The sequence below is a fragment of the Ensifer sp. Root1252 genome, from assembly GCF_001425885.1.
Taxonomy (GTDB): domain Bacteria; phylum Pseudomonadota; class Alphaproteobacteria; order Rhizobiales; family Rhizobiaceae; genus Ensifer; species Ensifer canadensis.
Genome location: NZ_LMDT01000034.1, coordinates 167627 through 191188, shown reverse-complemented (window position 1 = coordinate 191188; position 23562 = coordinate 167627). Strand labels below are relative to the sequence as shown.

Here is a 23562-nt window from a genome sequence, read left to right as displayed (position 1 = left end):
GCCCGATTGTCGATGCCATATAGAAAAGCCATGAACGTTGCGACCCCCATCAAAGCAGAAAAGTCGATCGGCCACTCCGTCTGTCCGCACGACTGTCCCTCGGCTTGCGCGCTGGAAGTGGACCTGACGGCCGAAGGCCGCATCGGCCGCGTGCGCGGTGCCGCCGCCAACACATACACCGCTGGCGTCATCTGCGCCAAGGTCGCGCGCTATTCCGAGCGCATCTATCATCCTGACCGGCTGATGGTGCCACAGCGGCGCGCCGGAGCGAAGGGCAGCGGCAACTGGCAGGAGATTTCCTGGGAGGCGGCACTCGACGAGATCGCCGACCAGTTCGTCAGGGCCGAGCAGAAGCATGGGGCCGAAGCCATCTGGCCCTATTTCTACGCCGGTACCATGGGGCAAGTGCAACGCGATTCCATCGACAGGTTGCGCCACGCCAAGCGCTATTCCGGCTTCTTCGGCTCGATCTGCACCAATATGGCCTGGACCGGTTTCTCGATGGCAACCGGCTCGCTGCGCGGCCCCGACCCGCGCGAGATGGCGAAGTCCGACTGCGTGGTGATCTGGGGGACAAACGCGGTCGCCACCCAGGTCAACGTCATGACCCACGCGGTGAAGGCCCGCAAGGATCGCGGCGCCAAGATCGTCGTCATCGACATCTACGACAATCCCACGGTCAAGCAGGCCGATATGGGCCTGGTGCTGAGACCGGGCACGGATGCGGCGCTCGCCTGCGCGGTGATGCATGTCGCCTTCCGCGACGGTTATGCCGACCGCGCCTACATGGCCGAATTCGCCGATGACCCGACCGGGCTCGAAACGCATCTGAAGTCGCGCAGCCCCGAATGGGCGTCGGCGATCACCGGTCTGTCCGTCCAGGAGATCGAGGCGTTCGCGAAACTCGTCGGCACGACGCCGAAGAGCTTTTTCCGCCTCGGTTACGGCTTTACCCGCCAGCGCAACGGATCGGTGGCGATCCATGCAGCCGCCTCCGTTGCCACGGTTCTTGGATCGTGGAAGCACGAAGGCGGCGGGGCGTTTCATTCCAACAACGACATCTTCAAGCTCGACAAGCGTGAGCTTGTCGGCACCGCATTCCACGATCCTGATGTGCGCATGCTCGACCAGTCGCAGATCGGGCGGGTGCTGACCGGCGATGCCGAGGCGCTGCGCCATGGCGGCCCGGTGACGGCGATGTTGATCCAGAACACCAATCCGGTGAACGTCGCCCCGGAACAAAGGCTGGTGAAACGCGGGTTCCTGCGGGACGACCTGTTTGTCGCGGTGCACGAACAGTTCATGACCGACACGGCGCAGCTTGCGGATGTCGTGCTGCCGGCGACGATGTTCCTGGAACATGACGACCTTTATCGCGGCGGCGGCCATCAACACATCCTGATTGGGCCGAAGGTGGTGGAGCCGCCATCGACCGTGCGCACCAATCTCTTCGTCATTGAGGAACTGGCGAGGCGCCTCGGCGTCGCCGATCATGCCGGCTTTGGGTTGAGCGAGCGCCAGCATCTCGACCGGCTGCTTGCCAACTACGGCATCGGCTATGACGAGATGAAGCGCGAGAAGTGGCTCGACTGTCAGCCGGCGTTCGAGGACGCGCATTATCTCAAGGGCTTCGGTCATCCCGACGGCAAATTCCGCTTCAAGGCGGACTGGACCGGCACGCCGGCGCCGAACCGTCCCCCGAAGTCGATGGGTCTGCAGGGGCCGCATGCGGCACTGCCTGAGTTCCCTGATCATGTCGACCTGATCGAGGTCACGGATGCGAAACACCCCTTCCGTCTCGCTACCTCGCCGGCGCGCTCTTTCCTCAATTCGACCTTCGCCGAGACCCCGTCGTCGATCCAGAAGGAAGTCCGCCCGATGGTAATGATGCATGCGGATGACGCCGCCTCACTTGGCGTCGGCGACGGTGATATCGTCAAGCTCGGCAACCAACGCGGCGAAGTGCGCCTGCATGTGGTGGTCGGCGGCGGCGCGCGGCGCGGCGTGGTGATCGCTGAAGGCCTGTGGCCGAACGGCGCCCATCTCGACGGGGAGGGCATCAATGTGCTTACTGGCGCCGATGCAGTTGCGCCCTATGGCGGCGCGGCTTTCCATGACAACAGGGTCTGGGTGAAACCGGCACCCTGACTCTAGCCACCGGATGCCTTCATGAGCGGCGACCATCAACATGCGGATGTCAGCAACACGCCAGTCTCGCGTCTCTGGGGTGCGCTCGGGCTGACGGGCGGCTTCATGCTGGCCGAGGTCGTCGGCGGCATTCTGACCGGCAGCCTGGCGCTGATCTCGGATGCGATGCATATGCTGACCGACGCGGCGGCATTGGCCATCGCGCTGGTCGCCATCCATGTCGGCCGCCGGCCGTCGGATCTGCTGCGCACCTACGGCTATGCCCGCTTCGAGATTCTCGCGGCGGCCTTCAACGCCCTGCTGCTGCTCGCCGTCGCCTTTTACATTCTCTACGAGGCCTGGCAGCGCCTGTCGCTGCCGCAGGAAATCCAGTCGGGCGGCATGCTGCTGATTGCCGTCATCGGTCTTGTCGTCAACCTGATCTCCATGCGGCTTCTGACCAGCCACAAGGACGAGAGCCTCAACGTCAAGGGCGCCTATCTCGAGGTCTGGTCGGACATGCTCGGGTCGCTGGCGGTGATAACAGGCGCGGCGATCATCTGGTTTACCGGCTGGCAATGGGTCGATTCGTTGCTCGCCGTTGGTATCGGCTTCATGGTTTTTCCGCGCACCTGGGTGCTGCTGAAGGACTGCGTCAACATTCTGCTGGAAGGCGTGCCGCCTGGCATGCGCCTGGCCGATATCCATGCGGCAATCACGACCGTGCCCGACGTTGCCTCGGTGCATGATCTGCATCTCTGGGCGATCACCCAGAGCCAGCCGTCGCTGACGGCGCATGTCGTTCTGGCGGAAGAGGCCGACGGCGAGACGGTGCGGCGTGCGATCGAACAACGGTTGCGCGACGAGTTCGACCTGCACCACACGACCTTGCAGATGGAACGCGAAAGCTGCGCCCCTTCGGAACACATTCACTGACGGTCGACTGCGACCACATCCTTTCCTCTCCCGACCAAGGACCCCGCCATGACGAACCACCACGATCCCCGTGTCAGGATCATCGAGCGGCGCACGCTCTCGGACGGTTTCATTCATCTGGAAGAAATCACCCTTGAGCAGGACATGTCAGGCGGCGGCACGGCGACGCTCACGCGTGAAGTGCATGATCACGGCAGCGCCGCGACCATCCTGCTGTTCGATCCGAGGCGTGAGAGCGTCGTGCTCGTCCGCCAGCTGCGCGTGCCGGTGCTGCTGCAGGGCGATCCCGCCTATATGATCGAAGCGCCGGCCGGCCTGCTCGACGACGATACGCCTGAAGTCGCGATCTGCCGTGAGGTGCTGGAGGAGACCGGCTACCATGTCGACAAGGCCACTCACCTCTTCGATGCCTATATGAGCCCCGGCGCGCTCACCGAGCGCACCAGCTTCTTCGTTGGGCTTGTTGATGTCACAGAAAAGGCCGGTGATGGCGGCGGCCTGGCGCATGAGGGCGAGGATATCGAGGTTCTCGAAATTCCCTTTGATGAAGCGGTCGCCATGATCGCGACCGGCGAGATCTGCGATGCCAAAACCATCATGCTGCTGCAGTGGGCCCAGCTGAACCGCGGCAAGCTCACGGCATAAGACCTTGTTTTATAAGAGAACAATACATTACGGATATTTCACTTTTTGATCGTTCTCGGGTAGGCTACAGCGCTGATGTCTTCATCAATGACATGGGCAACCCATGACGTCCTCCCTTACGGAACGTGCAGCCAACGACGATCAGCAGATCGAGGTAGGATGGAGACCCTTTCTGCGCCGTAACCGGCGCTATCTGCAGGCACTTGCGACATTGCTGGTGATCGCCCTCTTCGGGTTGGCGATCTTTCATCTGACCTCCGAAGTGCAGTACGGCGACGTGGTCCAGGCGCTTGCAGATACCAGCTGGACCTCTGTCGCCGCGGCGGTGTTCTTCACCGCCTTGAGCTTTTTCGCGCTCACCTTCTACGATGTCGGCGCGCTTGATTACGTCAGGCGCAAGCTGCCCTATGCCGATGTCGCGTTGACGGCGGCCTGCGCCTATGCGGTCGGCAACACGGCCGGCTTTGGCGCCTTGAGTGGCGGCGCCATCCGCTACCGGTCCTATTCGCGGCTGGGCATCGAGCCGGAAAACATCGCCCGGATCATCGCCTTCGTGACGCTCGCCTTCGGCCTTGGGCTTTTGACGGTCACGTGCCTGAGCCTGCTCGCCGTCGGCGAATATGTGGCGCCCTTGACGGGTCTTAACCCCTTCTGGCTGCGGATGATCGCGGTTGCCATTCTCGGCGTCGTGCTCGCTGTCTTCGTCAAGGCGCGTGACGGTCATGAGGTCAGCCTCGGGCGCTTCACACTGCGCCTGCCGGATTCGCGCACCTCCTCGCGCCAGTTCCTCGTCACGGCGCTGGATCTGGCGGCATCGGCGACGGTGCTCTACGTGCTGCTTCCGGCGGGCACAATCGGTTGGCCCGCCTTCCTGGCGATCTATTCGCTTGCCGTCGGTATCGGCGTTCTCAGCCATGTTCCGGCCGGGCTCGGCGTCTTCGAGACGATCATCATCGCCACGCTCGGTCACAGCGCCGATGTCGACACGATCCTCGGTGCGCTGGTTCTCTACCGTGTCATTTATCACGTGCTGCCGCTGCTGATCGCGATCGCGGTTGTCATCGGCACCGAGCTTCGTCAGCTTTCCGGCCATCCCGTCGCCTCCAGCGTGCGCCGTATCGGCGGCCGTATCACGCCGCTTCTCCTGGCAACACTCGGCATCGTGCTGGCGATCATGCTGGTGCTGTCGAGCGTCACGCCGACGCCGGATGAGAATCTCGCCTTCCTCGAGGGTCTGCTGCCGCTGCCGATCGTCGAGGGCGCGCACTTTCTGGCAAGCTTGCTCGGCCTTGCGCTCGTCATCGTCTCGCGCGGGCTCGCACAGCGGCTCGATGGCGCCTGGTGGGCGTCGGTCGCAATCGCCGTTGCCGCACTGCTGCTTTCGCTGATCAAGGCGATCGCGCTGGTCGAGGCCGGCATGCTTGCCTTCTTTCTCGTCGGTCTCCTCGCCAGCCGCCGTCTGTTTGTTCGGCCGGCTTCGCTCTTCGGCCAGGCGCTGACGCTGCCGTGGTTGACGGCACTCGGGGTGATCTGCCTGGGTGGGCTGGTCGTCCTGCTGTTCGTCTATCGCGACGTCGAATACAGCCATGAACTCTGGTGGCAGTTCGAATTCTCTGCCGAGGCGCCGCGCGGCCTGCGTGCGCTTCTGGGTGTGACGATCGGCGCCAGCGCTGTTGCCATCTGGAGCCTGATGCGCCCGGCGGCCTCAGGCGCGGAGCCGGCAACCGACGATGCCATGGAGCGGGCATTGGCGATCGTCGAGGCGCAGGACATGTCCGATGCCAATCTGGTGCGCATGGGAGACAAGAGCCTGATGTTTTCCGCCGATGGTCGCGCCTTCATCATGTATGGCCAGCGCGCCCGCTCGTGGATCGCGCTGTTCGACCCGGTGGGGCCGGTCGATGCCTGGCCGGAACTGATCTGGCAGTTCTTCGAGAGGGCCCGCGCCAGCGGCTGCCGCGCGGTGTTCTATCAGGTTTCGCCACTTGGGCTCGCCTACTATGCCGATGCGGGACTTCGCGCCTTCAGGCTCGGCGAGCTCGCCCATGTCGATCTCGCCCGTTTCGAGATGAAGGGCGGCAAGTGGGCCAATCTGCGCCAGCAGGTCAGCCGCGCCCAGCGCGACGGGCTGGAGTTCAAAATGGTGGCTCCAGCAGACGTTCCGGCGATCATGGGCGAATTGACGGCGATTTCCGATGCATGGCTTGCCCATCACAATGCCAAGGAAAAGGGTTTTTCGCTTGGGGCTTTCGATCCTGAGTATCTGGCCGAACAGCCGGTCGCGATCCTCACCTACGAGGGACGGATCGTCGCCTTCGCCAATATCCTGGTGACGGCAACCAAGCAGGAAGGCACCGTCGATCTCATGCGCTTCTCGCCGGATGCCCCCAAGGGATCGATGGATTTCCTGTTCGCGAAGGTGATGGAATATCTGAAGGCCGAGGGGTACCGGACCTTCAATCTTGGCATGGCGCCGCTGTCTGGTATGTCCTCGCGCCAGATCGCGCCGGTCTGGGATCGGGCAGGGCGAACCTTCTTCGAGCACGGCGAACGCTTCTACAATTTCAAGGGACTTCGCGCCTTCAAGTCGAAGTTCCACCCCCATTGGCAGCCGCGCTATCTCGTGGCGAGCGGCGGCATCAATCCGATCCTTGCCTTGATGGATGTAACATTCCTGATCGGCGGCGGCCTCAAGGGAGTGATGAAGAAATGATGCGGATCCCGATGATCTGGAAGCCTCTGGCAGGTGCCGCCCTTCTCGCCATCGCGACGGTTGCACCGGCTTTAGGGCAGGAGACGGCGGCGACCTACGACACCGGCATGATCCCGGCACCCCATATCCTCGTCCCGAAGGACAAGGCATCCGCCCTTGTTGTTCTGCTGTCCAATGCGGATGGCTGGAGCGACAAGGAAGATGCGGTCGCTCGCGCCCTTGTCGACGACAAGGCGGTCGTCATCGGTATCGACCTCAAGGCCTATCTTGCCTCGCTCGCCAAGGACGACGGCGACTGCATCTACACGGTGTCGGATATCGAAGCGTTGAGCCAGCAGGTCCAGCGCGTCCTCAAGAGCGATGCCTACCTCCCGCCGATTGTGGCCGGGGTCGGAGCGGGCGGGGCCATGGCGCTGGCCATCGCCGCACAGACGCCGGCTGCGACCATCGGCCAGACGCTTGCGGTCGATCCGGAGGAAGGCGTTGCGCTGACGAAGCAGCTCTGCACGCCGGCGGAGAAGACCTTGAAGGCCGATCGCATGGTGTACGGCCTGACGGACGGTGCCCTGCCGGACCTGATCTCCGTCGTCTTTACGCCGACGGCATCCGACGACGGCCGAAGCCATGTGGCTAAACTCATCGAAAAACACCCTGATATCACGCAGGAAGACAGCAACGACGAAGCCTATGCGGCGCTATCAGGTCATCTGACGGATCTGATCGACAGCGAGAGCGCGGCAGACAATCCATTCGGCTTGCCCCTGACGGTGCTCGATACCAAGCCGACACGCGACACCATGGCGGTGATCTATTCCGGCGATGGCGGCTGGCGCGATATCGACAAGCAGGTCGGAGACGTCCTGCAGCAGCAAGGTGTCCCTGTCGTCGGCATCGATTCTCTGCGTTATTTCTGGTCCGAGCGCGAACCGCAGGCGACGGCCGACGATCTCGCCAAGGTGATGAGCTACTATCGCAAGCGCTGGAACGTCCGCAATGTTCTCTTGATCGGTTACTCCTTCGGTGCCGATATCCTGCCACGCACTTTCAATCTGCTCCCGCCCGCAGAGCGCGCCCATGTGCGGCAGGTCACGCTGATGGCGCTATCGCATCAGGTCGACTACAAGATTTCGGTGCTTGGCTGGCTCGGCGCGGCCGGGCAGGGCGATGGCGGCGATCCGCTCGACGATATCAAGCACATCGACCCCTCTTTGGTGCAGTGCATTCACGGCACCGAGGAAGAAGACGACGCCTGCCCTGACCTGAAGGGCGCGGGCGTCGATGTCGTCGCGATCGAAGGCGGTCACCATTTCGACGAGGACTATCCCGCCTTGACCCGGCGTGTGCTCGACGCGCTCGACCGGCGGTTGGCTTCGGCAAAGTAGTGGTGGTTTATACGGCCGGCGAAATCAGAGTTGAAGACGCGGGCACGGGACTGATGCCCTGCGTGACGACCCGTCCGTCTTCCATCCAGGCTTTGCCTTCCGCCAGCAGCCTGAGCGCCATCGGATAGGTGCGGTGCTCGACCGTCAGCACGCGAGCGGCAAGGGTGTCGGCCGTGTCGCCGTCGACAACCGGTACGACCGCCTGCGCGACGATCGGACCCTCATCCATGCCCTCGGTGACGAAATGCACCGTACATCCCGCCACTTTCACGCCGGCGTCAATGGCGCGCTGATGGGTGTGGAGACCCGGAAAGAGCGGCAGAAGCGACGGATGAATGTTGATGATCCGGCCTTCGTGGCGCTGGATGAAGTTCGCCGACAACAGCCGCATATAGCCGGCAAGGCAGATAATATCGGGAGACAGCCGCTCGAGTTCGGCAAGGACCGCCGCCTCGTGCGCATCCTTGCTGTCGAAATCCTTGCGAAGGAACGCATAGGTTGGGATGCCGAGCGCTGCAGCCTTGGCAAGGCCTCCGGCATCGGCCTTGTCGGCAATCACTGCGACGATCTCGGCCGGAAAACCAGGCTCGGCGGCAGCTTTGGCCAGCGAAAGCAAGTTGGAGCCGCCGCCCGAGATCAAGACGACGACTTTTTTCCTGCCTGCCGTCACGTCGTTCATCATAGGGCGAGGCTGCCCTTGTAGATCGTGCCATGCGCGCCTTCGGCGCGGGCAACCATGCGGCCGAGCGTGAAGACGGTTTCGCCCTCGGCTTCCAGCACGGCTGCAACGTCCTGCGCCTTTTCCGCCGGAACGACGGCGATCATGCCGACGCCGCAGTTGAACGTGCGCAGCATTTCGTTGGCCGCGACGCCGCCGGTCTGGGCAAGCCAGGAGAAGACCTTCGGCGCCTTGATGGCGTCGAGATCGATCTCGGCTGCAAGATGCTTCGGCAGCACGCGCGGAATGTTCTCGGGGAACCCGCCGCCGGTGATATGCGCCAGCGCCTTGATCGAGCCGGTTTCGCGGATCGCCTTCAGGAGCGGCTTCACATAGATGCGCGTCGGCGTCATCAGGAGATCGGCAAGCGTGCCTTCACCAAACGGGGCAGGTGCATCCCAGGCAAGACCCGACAGCGCGACGATCTTGCGAACGAGAGAGTAACCGTTGGAGTGAACGCCTGACGATGCAAGGCCGAGGATGACGTCGCCTTCACCAATGTCACCCGCTGGAAGCAGCTGGCCGCGTTCGGCCGCACCGACAGCGAAGCCGGCAAGGTCATAGTCGCCTCCGGAATACATGCCCGGCATTTCCGCTGTCTCGCCACCGATCAATGCGCAACCGGATTGGCGGCACCCGGCGGCAATGCCGGCAACGATTGCGGCACCCTGATCGGGATCGAGCTTGCCCGTGGCGAAATAGTCGAGGAAGAACAGCGGCTCGGCACCCTGGACCACCAGGTCGTTGACGCACATGGCAACGAGGTCGATGCCAACGGTGTCGTGCTTGTTGGCGTCGATGGCAATCTTGAGCTTGGTGCCGACACCGTCATTGGCGGCAACGAGCACCGGGTCGGTGAAACCGGCGGCCTTCAGGTCGAACAGGCCGCCGAAGCCGCCGATCTCGCCGTCGGCACCCGGGCGCCGGGTCGAGCGCACATGCGGCTTGATTTTCTCCACCATCAGATTGCCGGCATCGATATCCACGCCTGCGTCACTGTAGGTGAGGCCGTTCTTTCCCGACTGGCTCATGCTGGTTCTCCAAGGCTGGTCGCGCGACAGGTATTTTGCGGATGCGATTGGCACGATGGGCAAGGGAGTGCAAGCCGACAGCCTGCCTTCTCGGCCTTTTTTCAACATTTTGCCCATATCCCACCGGCAAGAACGGTATGGAGGGTTCAATTTACCGGGCTGAGAAGCACGCGGACTTGACCGGTGCGCGCCACGCCACCTATCTCCTCATACAGAATATGATGCGGTAAAGGCATGCTTGGCGTGTTACGGGGAACACCATGGACATAAAAGTCAGCGGTTCGGGACTACAGCGCCAGGTTATCTTCTGGCTGCTGGTGCTCGCCGCCTTCATCGCCTTCCTGATGGTTTTCAGCTCGATCCTGCTGCCGTTCCTCGCGGGCATGGCACTGGCCTATTTCCTCGACCCGGTCGCCGACCGCCTTGAGCGCCTCGGCCTCAGTCGGCTGATGGCGACGGTGGTGATCCTCATCGGCTTCGTGGTGATCTTCGCCCTGTCGCTGATGATCATCATCCCGGTGATCTTCACCCAGGCCGCCGACTTCATTCAGAAGATGCCCGGTTACATCTCCAAGCTGCAGGCGCTGTTGACCGACAGCCAGTCGACGCTGCTGCCACAATGGCTGGCGGACCAGATGACGGCGATCAAGCAGAATTCAGCCAAGCTTTTGGAGCAGGGCGCGAGCTTCCTCGGCACGTTGTTCCAGCAGCTCTGGAACTCTGGCATGGCGCTGCTCGACATTCTGTCGCTGTTCGTGATCACGCCGGTCGTCGCCTTCTATCTGCTGCTCGACTGGGACCGGATGGTCAACCGGGTCGATAGCTGGGTTCCGCGCGACTATGTCAGCGTCGTCCGCCAGATCGCCCGGGACATGAACACGACGATCGCCGGATTCGTTCGCGGCCAGGGCTCGCTCTGCATCATCCTCGGCCTTTACTATGGCATCGGCCTGTCGCTCGTCGGTCTCAATTTCGGCCTGCTGATCGGCCTCTTTGCCGGCATGATCAGCTTTATCCCCTATGTCGGATCGATGGTCGGTCTGGTGCTGGCCGTCGGCGTCGCGCTTGTACAGTTCTGGCCCGATTATCTCTGGATCGGGCTTGTCGCTGCCATCTTCTTCAGCGGCCAGTTCCTCGAAGGCAACATCCTGCAGCCCAAGCTGGTGGGCAAGAGCGTCGGCCTGCATCCGGTCTGGCTGATGTTCGCGCTTCTTGCCTTCGGTGCCCTCTTCGGTTTCGTCGGGCTTCTGGTTGCGGTTCCCGCGGCCGCCGCCATCGGCGTGCTTGTTCGCTTCGGCATCCAGCGATACCTTGATAGCGATCTCTACCATGGGCATGGAAAGGTCGCGGCGAAGAAGGCAAAGGGCAGTCAGCCCGGCTGATAGTCCCATCCTTGTCCCGAGTACAGCATGACAAAACGTCCCTTCGAACAACTGCCTCTGGCATTCGACCACGACCCGGCAACGGGTCGTGAGGATCTGCTCGTTTCCGATCGGTTGAGCGCGGCGATCGCGATCGTCGATCACTGGCCAGACTGGCCGTCGCCGGTTGTCATCATCGCCGGCCCGATCGGTTCCGGAAAATCGCATCTCGCCAGCATCTGGAAGGAGAGGGCGGGCGCGCGGGCGATCCACCCGGTTGCGGACTCGGATGTGGCGTTGATCGCCGCCAACGGTCCTGTGCTGTTCGAGGATGCCGACCGTCAGGGGTTCGACGACACCACCCTGTTTCATGTCATCAACAGCGTTCGCCAGCATGGCACGGGCCTCTTGATGACCTCGCGCCTGTGGCCGATGTCCTGGCCGGTCGTTCTTCCGGACCTGCGCTCGCGCCTGAAAGCAGCAACCGTCGTCGAGATCGGCGAGCCCGACGATGAGTTGTTGACGCAGGTATTGATCAAGCTCTTTGCCGATCGCCAGCTTTTCATCGACGAAAGGCTCGTCGGCTATATCGTCCAGCGCATGGAACGCTCGCTCGAGGCTGCCCAGACGATCGTCGAACGCATCGACAGGCTGGCACTCGCCCGCGGCGTCAAGCTGACCCGATCGCTTGCCGCCGAAGTCCTGGAAGAGCTTGGAAATCAACGCCATTCCGATTGATTGTCACAGTTCCGTCGTCAAACTGTTATAGTTCCTGCATGCGAAGAAATGGGGTCTGACCGGTAATGGATAATGCGACGTCTGCGGTGAATGAGAACAAACAGGCCGTGGAGGAGCTAGACCTGCTCTCCAGCCCGGAACGGTTCATCAATCGCGAATTTTCGTGGCTGCAATTCAATCGCCGCGTGCTTGAGGAGACCCTGAACACGGCGCATCCGCTCCTGGAGCGTGTCCGCTTTCTGTCGATTTCGGCCGCCAACCTTGATGAGTTCTTCATGGTGCGCGTCGCCGGCCTCGAGGGCCAGGTGCGGCAGGGGCTCGCCATGCGGTCGCCTGATGGCAAGACGCCGGCCGAACAGCTCGAAGACATCCTCAAGGAAATCGACAACCTGCAGATGGAGCAGCAGGCGTCGCTCGCCGTCCTGCAGCAGTATCTGGCCAAGGAAGATATCCTCATCGTCCGCCCGGCGTCCTTGTCGGCGCAGGACAAAAGCTGGCTTGCCAACGAATTCGACCAGGCGATCTTTCCGGTGCTGACGCCGCTGTCGATCGACCCGGCGCATCCGTTCCCGTTCATCCCGAACCTCGGGTTCTCGATGGGCCTGCAGCTCGTCAGCAAGACCGGCCGTGAGCCAATGACGGCGCTCTTGCGCCTGCCGGTGGCGCTCGACCGCTTCATCCGCCTGCCCGATTTCAAGAACGTCATCCGCTACATCACGCTCGAAGACATGGTCAGTCAGTTCATCGAACGGCTGTTCCCAGGCTACGAGGTCAAGGGCTCGGGCACGTTCCGCATCATCAGAGACAGCGATATCGAAGTCGAAGAAGAGGCCGAAGATCTGGTGCGCTTCTTCGAAACGGCGCTGAAGCGTCGTCGTCGCGGATCGGTGATCCGCATCGAGCTCGATTCGGAAATGCCCGCTTCGCTGCGCCAGTTCGTCGTTCAAGAACTCAGCGTTCCGGAAAACCGCGTCGCCGTTTTGCCGGGGCTTCTGGCGCTGAACACGCTGTCGGAAATCACCAAGGCGCCGCGCGACGATCTGCGCTTTGAACCTTACAATCCGCGCTTCCCCGAGCGCGTGCGCGAACACGCCGGCGATTGTTTTGCCGCGATCCGCGAAAAGGACATGGTGGTCCACCACCCCTATGAGTCCTTCGACGTCGTGGTGCAGTTCCTGCTGCAAGCGGCGCGCGATCCGGAAGTGGTCGCCATCAAGCAGACGCTCTACCGTACCTCGAACGACAGTCCGATTGTGCGCGCGCTTGTCGACGCTGCCGAAGCCGGAAAGTCCGTGACGGCGCTGGTCGAACTGAAGGCCCGCTTCGATGAGGAAGCCAACATCCGCTGGGCGCGCGACCTGGAGCGCGCCGGCGTGCAGGTGGTCTTCGGGTTCATCGAACTCAAGACCCATGCCAAGATGTCGATGGTGGTGCGTCGCGAAGAGGGCCGGTTGCGCACCTATTGCCACCTCGGCACCGGCAACTACCATCCGGTCACGGCGAAGATCTACACTGACCTGTCATTCTTCACCTGCAACCCGGTCATCGCCCATGACATGGCGAACATCTTCAACTTCATCACCGGTTACGGCGAGCCGGAAGCCGGCATGAAGCTGGCGGTTTCGCCGCACACGCTTCGCCCCCGCATCCTCAAGCATATCGAGGAGGAGATCGAGCACGCCAAGGCCGGCCGGCCTGCGGCGATCTGGATGAAGATGAACTCGCTCGTCGATCCGGAAATCATAGACGCGCTCTACAAGGCAAGCCGTGCCGGGGCTGAAGTCGACCTGGTGGTACGCGGCATCTGCTGCCTGAGGCCGCAGGTGCCGGGGCTGTCCGACAATATTCGTGTCAAGTCCATCGTCGGCAGATTCCTTGAACATTCCCGCATATTCTGCTTCGGCAACGGTCACGGCCTTCCATCGGAGAATGCGCTTGTCTATATCGGCTCGGCGGATATGATGCCGCGAAATCTGGACCGGCGGGTTGAGACGCTTGTGCCTCTTATCAACCGGACTGTGCACGAACAGGTACTTTCGCAGATCATGCTGGGCAATCTCATCGATAACCAGCAGAGCTACGAAATTCTTCCCGACGGTACGTCTCGCCGGATGGAAGTCGGCAAGGACGCCGAACCTTTCAACGCGCAGCACTATTTCATGACCAATCCCAGCCTCTCCGGCCGGGGTGAAGCCCTGAAGTCCAGTGCACCGAAGCTGATTGCCGGCTGGAAGAGCAGCTGGCACAAGTAAAACGGAATTGCATGGTCGAATCTGAAGCGCAGGGGCGTCTGCCCGGCATCCGCCCGGTTTCCGTTGTGGATATCGGCTCCAACTCCATTCGCCTTGTCGTCTACGAAGGCCTGAGCCGCGCTCCGGCCATGCTGTTCAACGAGAAGGTCATGTGCGGTCTGGGCAAGGGCATCGATGCCACCGGACGCATGGACGAGGAGAGCGTCGAGCGCGCTCTCCGGGCGCTGCATCGCTTTCATGCGCTGTCGCAGCAGGCGCGTGCGACCTCCATGTATGTTCTGGCCACCGCAGCCGCTCGCGAGGCGAGCAACGGACCTGCCTTCATCGAGAAGGCCGAGGCGATCCTCGGCCACAAGGTGCGCATCCTCACCGGCGAAGAGGAAGCCTATTTCTCCGCCATGGGCATCGTCAGCGGCTATCACGACCCTGATGGAGTGGTCGGTGACCTTGGCGGTGGCTCGCTGGAACTTGTCGAGGTCAGCGGCACAAAGATCGGCAAGGGCATCACCCTGCCGCTCGGGGGTATCCGCCTCTTCGAGCATAGCGGCGGCTCGCTGCCGAAGGCTCGCACCTGGGTGCGCAAATTCATGAAAAGCTCGCCGGTGCTGAAGACCGGCACCGGCCGCACCTTTTATGCCGTCGGCGGCACCTGGCGCTCGATCGCCAAGCTGCACATGGAAATCCGAAACTATCCGCTGCATATGATGCAAGGCTACGAGATCTCCTACGACGAGGCGATGGCGCTGCTGCCGGAGGTGATCGAGCCGAGGAACATCAAGCCATCGGCCTATGCGACGATCTCCAAAAGCCGCCGCAGCCTGCTTCCCTTTGGCGCGATCGCGATGCAGGAAGCACTGTCGATCATGAAGCCGGAGCGGATTTCGTTCTCGGCGCTCGGCGTGCGCGAAGGCTATCTCTTCTCTCTGCTGAACGAGAGCGAGCGTGCGCAGGATCCGCTGCTGACCGCCGCCGGCGAAATCGCCATCCTGCGGGCGCGTTCCCCCGAGCATGCCCGCGAACTTGCCGACTGGACCGGCCGCATGGTGCCGTTCTTCGGCGTCGAGGAAACCGAAGAGGAAAGCCGCTATCGCCAGGCTGCCTGCCTGCTCGCCGATATCAGCTGGCGCGCCCATCCGGACTATCGCGGTCTGCAGGCGCTGAACATCATCGCCCACTCGACCTTCTCCGGCATCACCCATGCGGGGCGGGCCTATATCGCGCTCGCCAACTACTATCGCTTCGAAGGCCTGAACGACGATGGCGCGACCGGCGCACTGACCGGCATTACCACGCCGCGACTGCTGGAACTGGCGAAACTGCTCGGCGGCCTGCTGCGCGTCGCCTATCTGTTCTCGGCGTCGATGCCGGGCGTGGCGAGGAATCTGACCTTCCGCAAATCGTCCCTGCCGGATGTCGATCTGGAGATCGTCGTGCCTGCGGCCTATTCGGAATTTGCCGGCGAGCGCCTCGACGGACGGCTGCAGCAGCTCGGCAAGCTGACCGGCAGAAGATTGGCGTTCCAGTTCGAGAGCTGAACGCACTCAGATCTTTGACGAAGGGGCGCGCACGCAAATCCGCGCGCCCTTTTTTGATTATTCGGCTTTCAAGAATTCGCCGACTTCGAGCAGAACGAACTCGTTGTCGTCGGCCTTATCAAGCGCCCGGCCGGCCGAGAACGGCAGGTTGTTGTCATTGCCGACGATGATGTGCGTGTCATCGACGCGATCGACGTTTTCGATCGTCACGAACGGCATGTCGTAATAGCCGTCACCACCGCCCTGGCGCTTCTTGTTGTCGGGGTCGGCGATCTTCAGGAGGTCGATGTAACCGATCTTGCGGACGGCCTTGCCGACATTGCTGTCATCGAAGGCAATCTTGTAGACACGTTTCACCTTCGAGCCGACGGCAAAGCAATCCGGCTTCGGATCCTTCGGATCGGCGCAGGCCTTGTCGAGCGTGCCCGCGCCGTTGTCGCGTTCGATCACCAGTGCCGTCTTGTCGTCGAGCATGTTGAAGTCGCCGATTGCCTCGCCGCCTTCGGCCAGCGGATAGAGCCAGCTGCGGCCCGTCCAGGCCTTGGCTGCGACATCGAGTTCGATGACGCGTAGTGTCGGACGGCCATCGGCCTGTTCCACGGTTTCGCTGTCGGTCCAGATCGGCCCTTCGAGCAGACCGTAGAGCTTGGAGCCGTCCTTCGACAGTGCCATGCCTTCATAGCCGCCGGAGCGCTTCAGGTTGAAGGCGGGTGTCTTCTTCGACGGATCGCCCTGCAGTGTCAGGGTCGGATTGTCGGGCGACATAACCGGCTTGCCGTCAACTGTTGTCGCGATGACGTCGGTCAGCTTGCCGTCGACATCGAATTTCAGGATATAGGGACCGAATTCTTCCCCGACCCAGAAGCCGTCGGCGACCGGCTGGATCGACTCAACGTCGAAGTCAGCGCCGGTCAGGTAGCGCTTGTCGGAACCTTCCATGACGATCGGGAAGGGGGCCTTGCGGTCCGGGTCGGTGAGGAACAGTGTTTTCAGCGCCTCGACCTTGCCGGCGTCCCAGTCCATCTTCACGTGGTGCAGCATCAGCATGGCATCGGTTGAGTTCAGCTTGTTGCCGAAGCCGTTGTCGGAAAGGCTCCAGAAGGTGCCGTCTTCCATGGCCCTAATGCCGGAGAAGCCCTGCATCGGCTGGCCGTTGAACGGCAGTGAAAGGCCGGTCGGGCGCACGCCATCCTTGCCGGGCACGGTGCCGAGCGCGTCAGCGCGCTTGCGGTCCGCCGTGGTGAATTTGCCCGATGTCTTCAGGTATTCCGGTGCGTCGGACGGTGCTGCCAGGATCGTGTTTGCCGGTAGGATCGCATGTGCCTTCAGGGTTGCGGGAAAGGCCTTTTCCTCGGCCAGGACGGTCGTCGTCATCAAAAGTGTGAGCGCCGCAGCGGCGAGAAGCGTTTTGGTCATGAAAGTCACCGTGGGTTGGATGCCAAAGTACGGGAACCCGATAGGCGGCTTTGATGACGGTTGGGTGATGCTTGGCTTACAGGCTGGTGAAGCTTTGATGACAGACGAAAGGCGCTGCGCCCGAGGGGAGAAACTCACCGAGTTCGAATTGTTGCGCGTGACCGGACACTGGTTCCGGGCCGCAACGACCCAGCGGCGCCGGTGCTTCAGCCGGCGAGCGCCAGGCTCGCCCAGCGCCCGGGCGTTACACCGTAGGCACGTTTGAAATGGCGGGTGAAATGGGCCTGGTCGGCAAAGCCGGTTTCGAGCGCGGCACCTGCCAGGCTGTGACCGGCGGCAATCATCCGGCGCGCCTGCTCCAGCCGCCGCATCAGAAGGTAGCGGTGCGGGCTGGTGCCGAGAACCTTGCGGAACTGGCGGGCGAGGGTGAAGCGATCAAGGCCGCTGACGGCCTCGAGTTCCTGCGAGCCGACCGGGCGATCGAGGTTGGCTTTGAGATAGTCCGTCGCCTCGAAACCGCCCGCTTGGCCGACCTGCCGGCAGCCTTGCTTGTCGTGCCGGCATGGCGGCACAAGCCTTCTGCAATGCGTGTAAGAATGTCGTCGAGCGCGAGTTCGTCATTACCGCCGTCGAGATCCATGACGGCCTCGCCGATCGCCTGGCGCAGGGCCACGTCACCAACAACCGGGGCGGCTATGATGGGCAAGGCGCCGCCACTGTCGCCAAGCGCCGCGATCAATCGCTCCGGCTGCAGATACATCATCCTGTAGCGAAGCGTCGCTTCCGTGCCCGCGCCGCCATCGTGCAGTTCGTCGGGGTGAATGATGATGATGCTTCCAGGCGTGCTGTAGCGGCTCTCGCCACGATACTGGAAGGTCTGGATGCCGCCAAGCGTCACGCCAAGCGCATAGGTGTCGTGGCGATGCGGCTCGAAGACCTTGCCGTGCAGCCGGGCCTCGATGCGCTCTATGCCGTCCACCGGTGCCGCGACGCGGATGCCATCGCCCGGCGATCCGCACAATCGTTCAAGATTGATCGCTGCGTCCTCGGTTAAGGCCTCCTTGGGCACGCCCTGATGTCCTGAAATGGAGATACCCGTCATGTTCGACACCAAGTTTGCGATCGTTTTGCGCGACGATCTGGCCACCTGGCAGAAGCTGAACGTCACCGCGTTTCTGGCAACCGGCATCGCCGGGCAGAAACCGGCGATTATCGGCGAACCCTATCGCGACGGCGCCGGCCACATCTACAACGCTCTGAGCGTTCAGCCGATCATCGTGTTATCGGCAGATGGTGCGACGCTTGGCAATATTCAACGCCGTGCGATCGAAAGGGAAATACAAACCTCTGTTTATGTCGATGCGATGTTTTCGACCGGCCACGACAGTGCCAACCGCGCGGTCTTCGCCGAAACGCGACCCGACGGCGCGAAGGTCGCCGGCATCGCCATTCATGCCGACAAGAAGCTGGTCGACAAGATCACCAAGGGTGCAAAACTGCACGGTTGACGGCTAATTGACAGCCACTGGCGGTGCAGGCGTGCCCCCGGCCCGAAGCGCCAGGACGCCGAGCTTCTGCCCGCGTCCCTTCACGGCGTGCTCGCCAAGATCTTCCACGCGGACATAGTGCGGCAGCCGCATCTTGCGGGCGAGGTCGGTGGAAATCAGCACCTGATGGTTCAGTGACTTGCACAGGCCTTCGAGGCGAGCGGTGGTGTTCACCGTGTCGCCGAAATAGGTGATCTTGTGTTTGTCGACGCCAATTTCCGCGGCGACGATGGTGCCGCCATGAAGCGCTGCCCGTAGGCGCGGAACCTCGCCGAACTCCTTGCGCCAACGGTGGGCGCCGGCTTCGATCTCTTCGAGAATGTCGAAAACGCAGTGCACGCAGGCGGCGTTTTTGACAGCACGGTCGAAGGGCCAGGTAATCACGGCCGCGTCGCCGACATAGTCGTCGATCGCGCCGCGATAGCGCAGTACGGGGTCGGCAAGTGTTGCAAACAGCTTGCTGAGATATTCCTGCATCCTGAGATCGCCGTATCGCTCGGCATAGGCGGTGGAGCCGGCAAGATCGATGAAGAGGAAGACGCGCTCCTCCTGCATCGGCTTGCGATAGCGCCCGGTCAAAAGGCTCAGAAACACGTCACGGCCCAACAGTTCGCGCACGCGAAGCGCGAAAACGATCGAGCCCGAGACCGCCAGGGCGAACAGAAGCGCCGTGCTTGAGGGGACGACCGCGTCCTTCCAATCCGCGTCTATTTGCCCGCTCATCTGCATCAGGAAGCCGGCGACGCCGTAGCCCAGCTCGATAAACACCAGATAGACGGCGATCGAAGCGAGGAAGAAAGCGGGCGTCGAATAGGAATGGATCTTGCGGTTGAGACGCCGGAGAATGATGCGCCGTTCAAAGGCGAGGATCGGGACGCAGACGCACAATGCGTACGTGGCGCCGATCAATCCGCCGCCACCGTCGAAGGCGATCGTCGCATAGATGGCGCCGGCGCTACTGACGATCAACAGCAGCAAAATTCCCTCGAACATGGAGAAACGCCAGCGCATGCGGAAGAGCCTCGAACCCGGACAACGAAGAAAAAACGCGTCGGACACCCTGGTTGTCGCGTCACGCGTCAGCGCTCTGATGTCTGCTCGACGCGATTGCGAATCAGTCCCGCTGCAGGGCCTTGGCTAGAGCCGGATTCGGGCGGAAAGTTGTTGTCCGCCCGTCCGTTTTTCAGTCACCGATTTCCATCGCTTCGATCTTCTTGTCGACGAAGCGCAGAGCCACTTCACCATTGATCAATTTCAGTGCCGTATCGCCGAACAGCTCGCGCCGCCACCCCTTGAGCGCGCCGACATCGGCGTTCTCGCCCTCGGCGGCGATCTTGTCGAGATCCTCGCTGTTGGCGATGATCTTGGCAGCCACGCCCTGCTTCTCGGCGATCAGCTTCAACAGCACCTTCAGCATTTCGGTGGCGGCGGCTGCGCCTTCAGGTGTATGGCTCTGCCGCGGCAGCCGTGGCAGGTCGGTCTTGGGGATGGCGAGCGCTTCGTTGACCGCCTCGATCAGCGCAGCCCCGGCGCTCGATCGTTCCCAGCCCTTCGGAATGGTTCGCAGCCGCGCCAGCGCCTCGGTGTCCTTCGGCTGCTGCTGCGCGACTTCATAGATCGCATCGTCCTTGATGATACGCCCGCGCGGAACGTTGCGGTTGCGTGCCTCGCGTTCACGCCAGGCTGCGACCTTCTGCAGCACGGCAAGCTCGATCGGCTTCTTGACGCGCATTTTCAGGCGCTGCCAGGCATCGTCCGGGTGCAGGTCGTAGGTATCGCGGGCTTCGAGGATCGCCATTTCCTCGGAAAGCCATAGCGAGCGGCTTTCGCGCTCGAGCTGCGCATTCAGGTACTGATAGATGTCGCGCAGATGCGTGACATCGGCCAGCGCGTAATCGAGCTGTTTCTCGGTCAGCGGCCGCCGGCTCCAATCGGTGAAGCGCGAGGACTTGTCGATCTGCTCGCCCTTGATGCGGTTGACGAGCTGGTCATAGGAGACGCTGTCGCCGAAGCCGCAGACCATGGCCGCAACCTGGGTGTCGAAGATCGGATGCGGAATCAGATTGCCGAGATGGAAAATGATCTCGATATCCTGGCGCGCGGCATGGAAGACCTTGATCACGTCGGGGTTGGCCATCAACGCGAAGAACGGCGTGAGATCGATGCCCTTGGCCATCGGGTCGACGATGACGGCCATATCCGGGTTTGCCATCTGGATCAGGCAAAGCTCTGGCCAGAAGGTGGTCTCACGCAGGAATTCCGTGTCTATCGTAATATAACTTGAGCGGGCCAGCTGCTGGCAGGCGGCCTCTAGATCTGCGGTTGTTTCAATCATCGGATTTAAATCACTGTGGCAAAAATGCGGCTAGGTTTTTCGTGTAGCCCTTCATGCCATCCGTCACAATCGAAAATCTCAAACCACCTTGAAATAACCGGTCATGCCGGTCTTCTGGTGCTCGATGATGTGGCAATGGAACACCCAATCGCCAAGATTGTCGGCGACGAGCGCGATTTCCGCCTGTTCGTCGGGCAAAAGCAGGATGGTGTCCGTCGGTGGTGGCAGGAAGGTCCGCTTGTTCGAATTGAGAATTCGGAAGCTCATGCCATGCAGGTGGATCGGATGGGCATGCGGCGTCCGATTGGCGATCTGCAGGACATAGCTCTTGCCGAGCTTCATCTCCTCGATCGGCGCGATCGGATCGGGCGTGTCACCCGGCCACGGTACCTTGTTGATTGCCCAGAAGGTGTAGCCGAGCGAGCCGCAGATCGACGGCGTCGCCTTGTGTTCTGCCGTGGCCGTCAGATCGATCGGAACGCGAGTGGCAACCGACAGGTCCGCCTCGGCGATCGGATTGGCGGGAAGGGCAGCCACATCGCGGATATCGCGCTTCAAGGATTGGCCCGTTGCGCGGAAATTGGCGATCGTCCAGGGATGCGAGCCACGCAGATTGCCGAGCTTCACCGTCGCACCTTCGTTGTCGGGCATCCTGACGACGAGGTCGATGCGCTGGCCCGGGCCGACGTCGTAGCGGTCGAGCGGGAAGGGCTTGTCGACCGGATTTGCATCTAGCGCGACGACCATGGCCTCCGCCCCCTCCAGGCCGACCGTATATATCCGCGTGACATCCGTCGCCGCGATACGGACCCGCACGAGGCCGCCGGCCGGCGCGTCGTAGCTCGGCTCCTGCTGCCAGTTTGCGGTGCGAACCGTGCCGTAGGTGCCGCCGCGCGCAGCGTCCCTCGGTTTGAACGGGTCGATGAAAACGCCGCCTTTGCCGAGCCGCCAGTCGCGCAGGTTCAAGACGATCTCGGCGTCGAATACTGGATCATCCGGGTTCTCGACGACGATGACGCCGGTCAGCCCGCTTCCCATCTGCGTCAGCGTATTGCAGTGGGGGTGATACCAGAAGGTGCCGGCATCCGGCGGCGTGAAGATGTAGTCGAAGGGATCGCCCGGATAGACATAGGGCTGGGTCATCTCGGGCACGCCGTCCATGGCATTGGGTATGCGAAGTCCGTGCCAGTGGACAGTCGTCGGTTCGTCGAGCTTGTTGATCAGTCTTGCGGCATAGGGCTCGCCCATGCGCATCCGCAAGACAGGCGGCATGCCGTTAGTGGTCGCATCGCCCAGCCCGTAGGTCATCACCTTGGGTGTCACGCCATCTGAGGCGATCTGTGCCTGCGTCAGCTGTGCCGTCAGGACCTGCGGATCCGGTGCCGCACCGGCGCGTGCCGCCATGCCGGCTCCGAATGCGAAGGCGCCTCCCAAAGCGGCAGAGCCCTGGAGGAACGTACGGCGGCTGATCAGGGACATTTTGGCAATCTCGGCAACTGGATAGGACGACTGCTCGGTTTTTAAACCTGATCGCCGCAATCAGCAATTCTTTGCCGCAGGCACATCTTGCCGCAGGTTGGTATCAGTCGTCTTTGCGGGCGTGGTTGCCGCCGGCGAGCTTGTTGAAGAACGATGAGGTCCGCAGCAGGTTGCGGAAAGGCATGACGCGCGCTTCCGCGGGAACGCCGCTGCGCGCTGTCATGCGCCTGACCGTGTAGAGCATGAAGAGGAAGAGGATCGCGGCGGTATAGATGAACAGCGCCTGCGGACCGAAAATTTCGAGCAGGAAAGAGGCAAACAGCGGGCCGATGATGGCGCCGAGCGACCAGAAGAACAGCATGCCCGCCGATACCAGCGCATGCTGACCTTCCGCCGCATGGTCGTTGGCATGGGCCGAACAGAGCGAATAGAGCGGCATGGCGAAGGCGCCGAAGAGGAAGATACCGGCGAAATTGAGCCACTCATCATTGCCGGCGCCAAACGCAAGGAAAAGTCCGGCGAGCAATGATCCGAGGGTGGCGATCAGGATGATCAGGCGCCGATCGATCTGGTCCGAGTAATGGCCGAGCGGATATTGCAGCACCACGCCGCCGATGATGCCGGCGCTCATGAAAGTGGCGATTGCCGTCACCGAGAGGCCGATCCCCTGCGCGTAGATGGGGCCTAGCGAGCGGAAGGCGGCGTTGGTGAGGCCGACGACGATGCAGCCGACGGTCGCGAGCGGCGAGATGTTCCAGAGCGCCTTGACGTCGAAGCGGATCGCTTCCGGCGCCACCGGGCTCGACCGGTCGGCAAAGGAAATCGGCACGAGCGACAAAGTCAATGCCATCGAGATGATCGCGAAGAGTTCGAAGCCGCCGATACCGACGCCGGGAATGATATATTGGGCCGCGGTGACCGAGCCGAGATCGACCAGACGATAGACGGAAAGCGTGCGCGCGCGGTTAGTATTGGTGACGCTGGCATTCAGCCAGCTTTCGACGGTCGCAAAAAGACAGGCGAAAGCGATACCGGCGACGAGCCGCATCAGGAACCACATGAACGGATTGATGATCAGCACCATGGCGATCGCCGCCGCCGACGCGATCGCTGCCATCGCCGAGAACGTGCGGATATGGCCGATCGAGCGCAGGATGCGCGTGACATAGACGCAGCCGAGCGCGAAGCCGATGTTGTAGCCGGCGCCGATGACACCGATCAGCGAGGTCGAAAAGCCTTCTTCCAGCGCCCGCAGCGAAATGAAGGTGCCTTGTAGTCCGTTGCCACCGATGAGGATACCTGCGGTGACGAGAAGCGGAATGAGCGGACGAATTTGCGACATGGGGC

General features: G+C 62.2%; 17 protein-coding genes and 2 pseudogenes. 10 read left to right on the top strand and 9 right to left on the bottom strand.

All coding sequences use genetic code 11. From position 1 onward, the window contains the following. Positions 1–12 precede the first annotated feature (12 nt). The 5 genes and pseudogenes from ASD02_RS27680 (at position 13) to ASD02_RS27660 (ending at position 7803) form a co-directional block, all read left to right on the top strand. Entirely contained in the window at positions 13–2148 is a 2136-nt protein-coding gene (locus tag ASD02_RS27680; RefSeq protein WP_057221478.1) for a molybdopterin oxidoreductase family protein, read from the top strand. Between the two features lie 21 nt (positions 2149–2169). Next, positions 2170–3060 (top strand): annotated as a pseudogene (locus tag ASD02_RS27675) (cation diffusion facilitator family transporter); the annotation flags it as partial. Between the two features lie 51 nt (positions 3061–3111). Beyond that, entirely contained in the window at positions 3112–3708 is a 597-nt protein-coding gene (locus ASD02_RS27670) for an NUDIX domain-containing protein (protein WP_025426492.1), read from the top strand. A gap of 103 nt (positions 3709–3811) precedes the next feature. Beyond that, a complete protein-coding gene (gene mprF / locus ASD02_RS27665) occupies positions 3812–6421 on the top strand; it encodes a bifunctional lysylphosphatidylglycerol flippase/synthetase MprF (protein WP_057211446.1) in 2610 nt (869 codons plus the stop codon). Then, positions 6418–7803, top strand: a complete 1386-nt coding sequence (locus ASD02_RS27660) for an AcvB/VirJ family lysyl-phosphatidylglycerol hydrolase (protein WP_082555658.1) — start codon at positions 6418–6420, stop codon at positions 7801–7803. The genes mprF and ASD02_RS27660 overlap by 4 nt, the downstream gene beginning before the upstream one ends. Positions 7804–7810: 7 nt before the next feature. Here the strand turns inward: ASD02_RS27660 and purN are convergent, their stop codons facing one another. Both purN and purM read right to left on the bottom strand, forming a co-directional pair. Further along, complete coding sequence (gene purN, locus ASD02_RS27655) at positions 7811–8482, bottom strand: phosphoribosylglycinamide formyltransferase (RefSeq protein WP_082555660.1); 672 nt, start codon at positions 8480–8482, stop codon at positions 7811–7813. After that, a complete protein-coding gene (gene purM, locus ASD02_RS27650; RefSeq protein ID WP_025426496.1) occupies positions 8482–9552 on the bottom strand; it encodes a phosphoribosylformylglycinamidine cyclo-ligase in 1071 nt (356 codons plus the stop codon). Before purM ends, purN begins: the two co-directional genes overlap by 1 nt. Before the next feature lie 260 nt (positions 9553–9812). Here purM and ASD02_RS27645 point away from each other — a divergent pair, with 260 nt between their 5' ends. From ASD02_RS27645 to ppx, 4 genes are all read left to right on the top strand, one after another. After that, positions 9813–10934, top strand: coding sequence for an AI-2E family transporter (locus ASD02_RS27645; protein ID WP_038575993.1), 1122 nt, complete (start codon positions 9813–9815; stop codon positions 10932–10934). 27 nt (positions 10935–10961) lie between these two features. Beyond that, positions 10962–11651 (top strand): DnaA regulatory inactivator HdaA, encoded by a 690-nt coding sequence (gene hdaA / locus ASD02_RS27640; RefSeq protein ID WP_025426497.1) that lies wholly within the window; start codon positions 10962–10964, stop codon positions 11649–11651. A 65-nt stretch (positions 11652–11716) separates the two neighbouring features. After that, a complete protein-coding gene (locus ASD02_RS27635; protein ID WP_057221477.1) occupies positions 11717–13903 on the top strand; it encodes an RNA degradosome polyphosphate kinase in 2187 nt (728 codons plus the stop codon). An 11-nt stretch (positions 13904–13914) separates the two neighbouring features. Beyond that, positions 13915–15438 (top strand): exopolyphosphatase, encoded by a 1524-nt coding sequence (gene ppx / locus ASD02_RS27630; protein ID WP_025426499.1) that lies wholly within the window; start codon positions 13915–13917, stop codon positions 15436–15438. A gap of 57 nt (positions 15439–15495) precedes the next feature. Here ppx and ASD02_RS27625 read toward each other — a convergent pair whose 3' ends face one another. The 3 genes and pseudogenes from ASD02_RS27625 to ASD02_RS40060 form a co-directional block, all read right to left on the bottom strand. Next, positions 15496–16854 (bottom strand): esterase-like activity of phytase family protein, encoded by a 1359-nt coding sequence (locus ASD02_RS27625; RefSeq protein WP_025426500.1) that lies wholly within the window; start codon positions 16852–16854, stop codon positions 15496–15498. 206 nt (positions 16855–17060) lie between these two features. Further along, on the bottom strand, positions 17061–17426 hold the full coding sequence (locus tag ASD02_RS40065) for an AraC family transcriptional regulator (RefSeq protein ID WP_239637567.1): 366 nt from the start codon (positions 17424–17426) through the stop codon (positions 17061–17063). A gap of 74 nt (positions 17427–17500) precedes the next feature. Beyond that, a pseudogene (locus tag ASD02_RS40060) lies at positions 17501–17956 on the bottom strand (AraC family ligand binding domain-containing protein); the annotation flags it as partial. On the opposite strand from ASD02_RS40060, the gene ASD02_RS27615 reads away from it, so the two are divergent. Beyond that, positions 17955–18362: a DUF2000 family protein gene (locus ASD02_RS27615; protein ID WP_057211443.1), complete on the top strand. Its 408-nt coding sequence runs from the start codon at positions 17955–17957 to the stop codon at positions 18360–18362. The pseudogene ASD02_RS40060 and the gene ASD02_RS27615 sit on opposite strands and share 2 nt — an antisense overlap. A gap of 3 nt (positions 18363–18365) precedes the next feature. Here ASD02_RS27615 and ASD02_RS27610 read toward each other — a convergent pair whose 3' ends face one another. From ASD02_RS27610 to ASD02_RS27595, 4 genes are all read right to left on the bottom strand, one after another. Then, the gene (locus ASD02_RS27610) at positions 18366–19412 is read right to left on the bottom strand and encodes an adenylate/guanylate cyclase domain-containing protein (protein WP_025426502.1); all 1047 of its coding nucleotides are present in this window, start codon (positions 19410–19412) and stop codon (positions 18366–18368) included. A gap of 172 nt (positions 19413–19584) precedes the next feature. Further along, the gene (rnd, locus tag ASD02_RS27605; RefSeq protein ID WP_038575996.1) at positions 19585–20736 is read right to left on the bottom strand and encodes a ribonuclease D; all 1152 of its coding nucleotides are present in this window, start codon (positions 20734–20736) and stop codon (positions 19585–19587) included. A 78-nt stretch (positions 20737–20814) separates the two neighbouring features. Beyond that, complete coding sequence (locus ASD02_RS27600) at positions 20815–22215, bottom strand: multicopper oxidase family protein (RefSeq protein ID WP_025426503.1); 1401 nt, start codon at positions 22213–22215, stop codon at positions 20815–20817. 103 nt (positions 22216–22318) lie between these two features. Further along, positions 22319–23557: an MFS transporter gene (locus ASD02_RS27595; RefSeq protein WP_025426504.1), complete on the bottom strand. Its 1239-nt coding sequence runs from the start codon at positions 23555–23557 to the stop codon at positions 22319–22321. Positions 23558–23562: the final 5 nt, after the last annotated feature.